Origin of the sequence: Methylobacterium sp. J-026, from assembly GCF_022829585.1 — a bacterium.
In the GTDB taxonomy this organism is placed as follows: Bacteria; Pseudomonadota; Alphaproteobacteria; order Rhizobiales; family Beijerinckiaceae; genus Methylobacterium.
In genome coordinates this window covers 1-4,715 of sequence record NZ_JAKSYC010000174.1, presented here as the reverse complement: position 1 = coordinate 4,715, position 4,715 = coordinate 1, and the positions used below count along the sequence as shown (strand labels likewise).

Annotated in this window: 6 protein-coding genes; 2 read left to right on the top strand and 4 right to left on the bottom strand. The window is 63.9% G+C overall.

Translation table 11 applies throughout. The annotated features are described in order from the left end of the window. Window positions 1-263: 263 nt before the first annotated feature. Both MKK69_RS16290 and MKK69_RS16285 read right to left on the bottom strand, forming a co-directional pair. Window positions 264-560 (bottom strand): hypothetical protein, encoded by a 297-nt coding sequence (locus tag MKK69_RS16290; RefSeq protein WP_243969434.1) that lies wholly within the window; start codon window positions 558-560, stop codon window positions 264-266. Between the two features lies 1 nt (window position 561). Further along, window positions 562-2,286 carry a methyl-accepting chemotaxis protein gene (locus MKK69_RS16285; RefSeq protein WP_279598430.1) on the bottom strand — a complete coding sequence of 575 codons (1,725 nt, stop codon included), beginning with the start codon at window positions 2,284-2,286 and terminating at the stop codon, window positions 562-564. Window positions 2,287-2,791: 505 nt separating this feature from the next. On the opposite strand from MKK69_RS16285, the gene MKK69_RS16280 reads away from it, so the two are divergent. After that, window positions 2,792-3,001, top strand: coding sequence for a hypothetical protein (locus tag MKK69_RS16280; RefSeq protein ID WP_243969433.1), 210 nt, complete (start codon window positions 2,792-2,794; stop codon window positions 2,999-3,001). Between the two features lie 260 nt (window positions 3,002-3,261). Here the strand turns inward: MKK69_RS16280 and MKK69_RS16275 are convergent, their stop codons facing one another. Then, complete coding sequence (locus MKK69_RS16275; protein ID WP_243969431.1) at window positions 3,262-3,618, bottom strand: hypothetical protein; 357 nt, start codon at window positions 3,616-3,618, stop codon at window positions 3,262-3,264. Then, entirely contained in the window at window positions 3,611-3,763 is a 153-nt protein-coding gene (locus MKK69_RS16270; RefSeq protein WP_243969364.1) for a hypothetical protein, read from the bottom strand. Before MKK69_RS16270 ends, MKK69_RS16275 begins: the two co-directional genes overlap by 8 nt. Between MKK69_RS16270 and MKK69_RS16265 the strand changes: the two genes are divergently transcribed. Further along, window positions 3,763-4,326: a hypothetical protein gene (locus tag MKK69_RS16265; RefSeq protein WP_243969430.1), complete on the top strand. Its 564-nt coding sequence runs from the start codon at window positions 3,763-3,765 to the stop codon at window positions 4,324-4,326. The genes MKK69_RS16270 and MKK69_RS16265 overlap by 1 nt on opposite strands. The last annotated feature ends 389 nt before the right edge of the window (window positions 4,327-4,715 follow it).

Below are 4,715 nucleotides of genomic sequence, written 5' to 3'. Positions count from 1 at the left end.
TGATTTCCGATGCGGTCTCTTGCGAGCAAAGGCTGGCCTCCGCGGGACACGTGTGAGCGTCCGCTTTGGCGGCAGGGCCACTCGGAGGGTGATATGATCGCCCTGCCCGCGCGGGCAAGCACGCGACGACAGGTACTCCGTGGGCCAGTTCCACATAGGCACCCGTAATGCCTCGGCCGGGCAGCCGCGTGAGGGTCGGTGCAGTGCGGGGGAACTGAACATCGCAGGCACCGGCTCACGGCCTGTCTATACAACCAATAACCTCAACCAGCCTCGCCTATGCCGTAGGTGCGAGCGGCCGTCGCCATACGGATGAGCTGCTCGAGATCCAACTCCACGGCATCTGTCACGTCATCGACCTGCAGTGGCTCGCCGAGGCCGACAAGCTCTAGGCGCAAGGCCTCGATCATCGTTTCCAGCGATTCCCCCAGGGCGCGGATCTGTGTCCCGCGGGGGCCGAGATCCACCCCTTCGGCGAAGGCGCCGGCCAGAGCCGTCGTGAGACCCTGAACCTCGCCGAACGGAACGATGGAATGGGGTCCCACGGTGTTCATCGTCACCTCAGGCTGCGCGCACGGTTGCGAGAAAGCGACCAACCTCGGCCGCGAGGTGCTCGGATTGACGCGACAACTCCGAGGCCGCCCCGAGCACTTGGCTCGCCGCGGCCCCGGTCTCCTCGGCCGCACCCGCCACACCCGCGATGTTGTGCGTCACCTCACCGGTGCCCTGCGCCGCCTGGGAGACGTTCCGGACAATCTCCTGAGTCGCCGCACCCTGCTGCTCGACTGCCGCCGCAATCGAGGCTGCGACCCCGTTGATCTCGCGGATGCGCGCGGTGATCCCGCCGATCGACGTCACCGCCTGCCCGGTCGAGGCCTGGATCTGAGCGATCTGCCCAGAAATCTCGTTCGTGGCCTTCGCTGTCTGCTCGGCCAGCGCCTTTACCTCGGACGCGACGACCGCGAAGCCCTTACCTGCTGCTCCAGCCCGGGCAGCCTCGATGGTGGCGTTGAGCGCCAGGAGATTGGTCTGGCCGGCGATGGTCGAGATCAGCCCGACCACGTCGCCGATGCGCGCGACCGCGGCGCTCAGCTCCTGCACCAGGGCGCCGGTGTGATCCGCCTCGCGCACGGCACGCTGCGCCAGTTCGGCCGAGCCGGCGACCTGCCGGCTGATCTCCTGCACGGACGAACCCAGCTCCTCGGCGGCCGCGGCCACGGTGTTGACGTTGGAGGCGGCCTCCTCGGCCGCCGCCGCGACCGTCGTCGACTGGCTGGCGGTCTCGGTCGCCGTGGCCGTCATCGTCTGAGCGGTGGCCTGCAGCTCGGTCGCAGAGGACGACACCATGCCAATGATGCCGCCGACCGCGGCCTCGAAGCCATCGGCCATCTGGCGCATCCCGGCCTTGCGCTGCTCCTCGGCGGCCAGCCGCGCCTGGGCAGTATCCTCCTCCAGCGCCTTCATGCGGATCAAACCGTCCTTGAACACCTGAACGGCATCCGCGATCGTGCCGATCTCAGTCTTCGCACCCTGGTGCGGGATGGTCACGTCGAGGTCGCCAGCTGCGAGGGCCTGCATCGGGCGAACGACTGAACTGATCCCGCGGGAGATACCTCGGATGATCAGAACAGTGACCATGAGCGTCAATAGAACCGCTACGACGATCATGCATAGCATGATCATGCGCACTGTCTCGGCAGAACGATCGCTTGCTTTCACTACTGCGTCAGCAGCTTTATCATTTAGCGCGACAATTGCATCAAGCGCTTGGGCGGCCGCCTTGATGCGTGGACGCACGGTGGCGGTCACCTCCACTAGAGCGCCATCCTTGTCGCCACTGCGAGATTGGGCAATCACGGCAGGGATAGCAGCAAGGTAAGCTGACCAATTCGTTGTAAAGGTCTGAAAAAGTTCTTGCTCGCCGGGAAGGCTAATCAAACGCTCGTAAGATTTTGAAAAGTTGATAACAGCCGCCGTTTTTTTCTGAAGCTCGCCCTCTTCGTATTCCATGCGAGCTGCTTCTTTGTAAAGGATATGATTGACGACGCTTACGCGTACATCGATTACACCAGCCCGGAGGGCGGCAGCCGTCGTTACGCTTGGCAGGCTGTTCTTTCCGATATCATTTATTGATTGACCAAGAACGGATAAGCCATTCCATCCCGCTACACCCAACGCGAGAACAAAAACAATAACTCCTCCAAATGTAAGGATGAGTTTTGAGCGTATCGATATATTTGAGAATGCCACAGTTGCAGTCCGAGTCAGGTAGGGAAATAGAGCCATTAGTTTGGCATTCCGAGAATGTAGATTGTAATAGTTAACGATTAAGAAAATTTACGAATTTAGTACAAATCGCGATCCGGTTGTAAGAAAACTTCTTGATGAAAAACTTATCATGATGATGATTAGCTGATCAAATTGCTCGTTGAGGCTTAATGCCGGTGATTGATTGCACAATTAAACAGCGAACGCCAGAAACAGCGCTTCAGATATCTGGCTCGATAGGCCCTATCATGCCCGTCAGCACTCGTTTCACAGAGCGTCGCTTGACCTACGGTTGTGGTCCCGCGACCCTAGTTCTTAGAGTTTGATAGAGAATTCGTTAACTATACCGCTCCACCATGCTCTTAGCGATCGGCTTCGGCCGCGCGCCGGCAGAGCAGCACCTGGGCCGTTTGAGACAGCGGGCCTCGGTGCGGCCTCGCCGGCGCAGTCGCGGTGATCGGACGCGATTGCGGCCAAGCTTGAGCCCAGCTAGACGCGCTGCCTTGGGTGCGCGGGAGCAGGAATGAGCGATGTCGTGGCCGCTCTGCTCCTGACGCTGGCGGCTAAGAATGCCGAGTTGTGCGAGCAGCTGGCCTCGGCCCAGGACATGCTGGTTGAGACTGCGATCGACGCCGGCAACATGCACGCCCTCGTCGAGGCCATGCGGACCGAGCGCGATGCGTGGCGGGAGGAGGCCGAGCGCTTGGCCAGGAAGGTCCTAAGGACGGGCTGACACAGGCGACACCGCTTCGGCCGGCTGCTACAGCGCCTGCCTCCCCCGGACGCGCGCCCGAGGCGTTCGCGACACCACACGGTGCTGTTGCGGGTGGACACGCGATGACAGGCGATGTGCGGGCCAGTTCCTTGCACCTCGCCCTTGAAGCCTTGGCCGGGCGATCGCGTGAGGGTTGGCGCATGCGGGGGGACTGGACACCGCGGGGCGCCAGCCCACGGCCTATTATTGCAGGCGGTGCGCGGCGGCTCCGATGTAGATCAGCGCCGCAGCGCCTCGATCCAGGCCTTCACTGGATCCACCACGAACGCCACGTACGCCGCCCACGTCCGTGCCCAGCCGTTCATGGGCATGTCGGCATCGTCTGGGCGGGCGGCCATCAGGGCGGCCACGTACCGGTCTTCATGAGCCTTGCACTCATCTAGCGCGTTGCGCTCCCGGCCCGGCCTGCTGTCGCGCTCGGGCTGGCTGTCATATGCCTGGCGCACGCAGCTGTGCCACGCCTTTTCCAGGGCCGGCAGGTCGGCCGGCTCGGCCGCCAGGGCCGAGGCCGGCCCGACACCCGCCAGCGCTAGGAGCAGGGCCAAACCCGATAGCTGCGCCGGGCGGCTATTCATCGGACCCGCCGCCCCCGGCAAAGGCCATCACGCTCGTGGCTCTCTGCAGCTCATGGCGGGCAATACCATCCGCCAGCGCAATCAGGCTGGCGAGCATGAGCCCGAGCAGCAGGAAGCGACGAACGGTGGGTGTGGGGAGCAGCATTGAAGGCGCTTCAAGGAGACGCCCGCACTGTAGCTGAGCCGAATGCGGGTGGCTGCCGCGCCGGGATCACAGTGGTACGAGAAGCGAACGGCCTGGCGCTCGGGCTCGGCCTGGGCCACTTTGAGCAAGGCACTCTGGTTGTTCTCGAGGCCTGCAGCGCGCGCCGCTTCCTTCGCCGCCGGCGCTATGCCGTCGATCTTGATGGCGCGCTGGGCTTCGTTCCGATCTATGCCGAGCTCGCGCGTCGCTGCACGAACCCCGCCGGCCTTCCCTCGGCCGCCTTTCGAAACTGGCTCAACTTAAGCCAGTTTCTCGGCACCGGCGCCTGCCTCGGTGAGCCTGATCCATTCCGCGATCTGCTCGTTCCGCTGCCGGGTTGTGAGGTCGGCCCGGTCGCCCACGAAAAAACCCGCCGTCCTGAGGCGGCGGGTTTTTGCAGGGTCCACACTCTTCGATCCGGCTGGGATTACCGCCCGAAGAGCCACTATCCCTGCTGGTCGTGGTTGGGCGGACTGTCCTGGTCCGCATCGGCGATGCGCGATGCTCGGGGGCTGGTGCCGTGATGTCTCATGGCTGACCTCCTCTCCGGTGTCGGCGCCGCATGCGATGCGCGCCGAGACCTTCAGGCTAGGAGCGTCCGCCGGGGATAGCAAGGGCCGGTGGGACAGGCCCTATTCGCAGACGCGCACGCGGCGGATGTGCTCGACGCCGTAGGGGTCGATGAAGCCACGCCGCGTGCGCGTCTGCGAGTAGGGCCTGTCCCACCGGCCCTTGCTATCCCCGGCGGACGCTCCTAGCCTAAAGGTCTCGGCGCGCATCGCATGCGGCGCCGACACCGGAGAGGCGGTCAGCCATGAGACATCACGGCACCACGCCCCGAGCATCGCGCATCGCCGATGCGGACCAGGACAGTCCGCCCAACCACGACCAGCAGGGATAGTGGCTCTTCGGG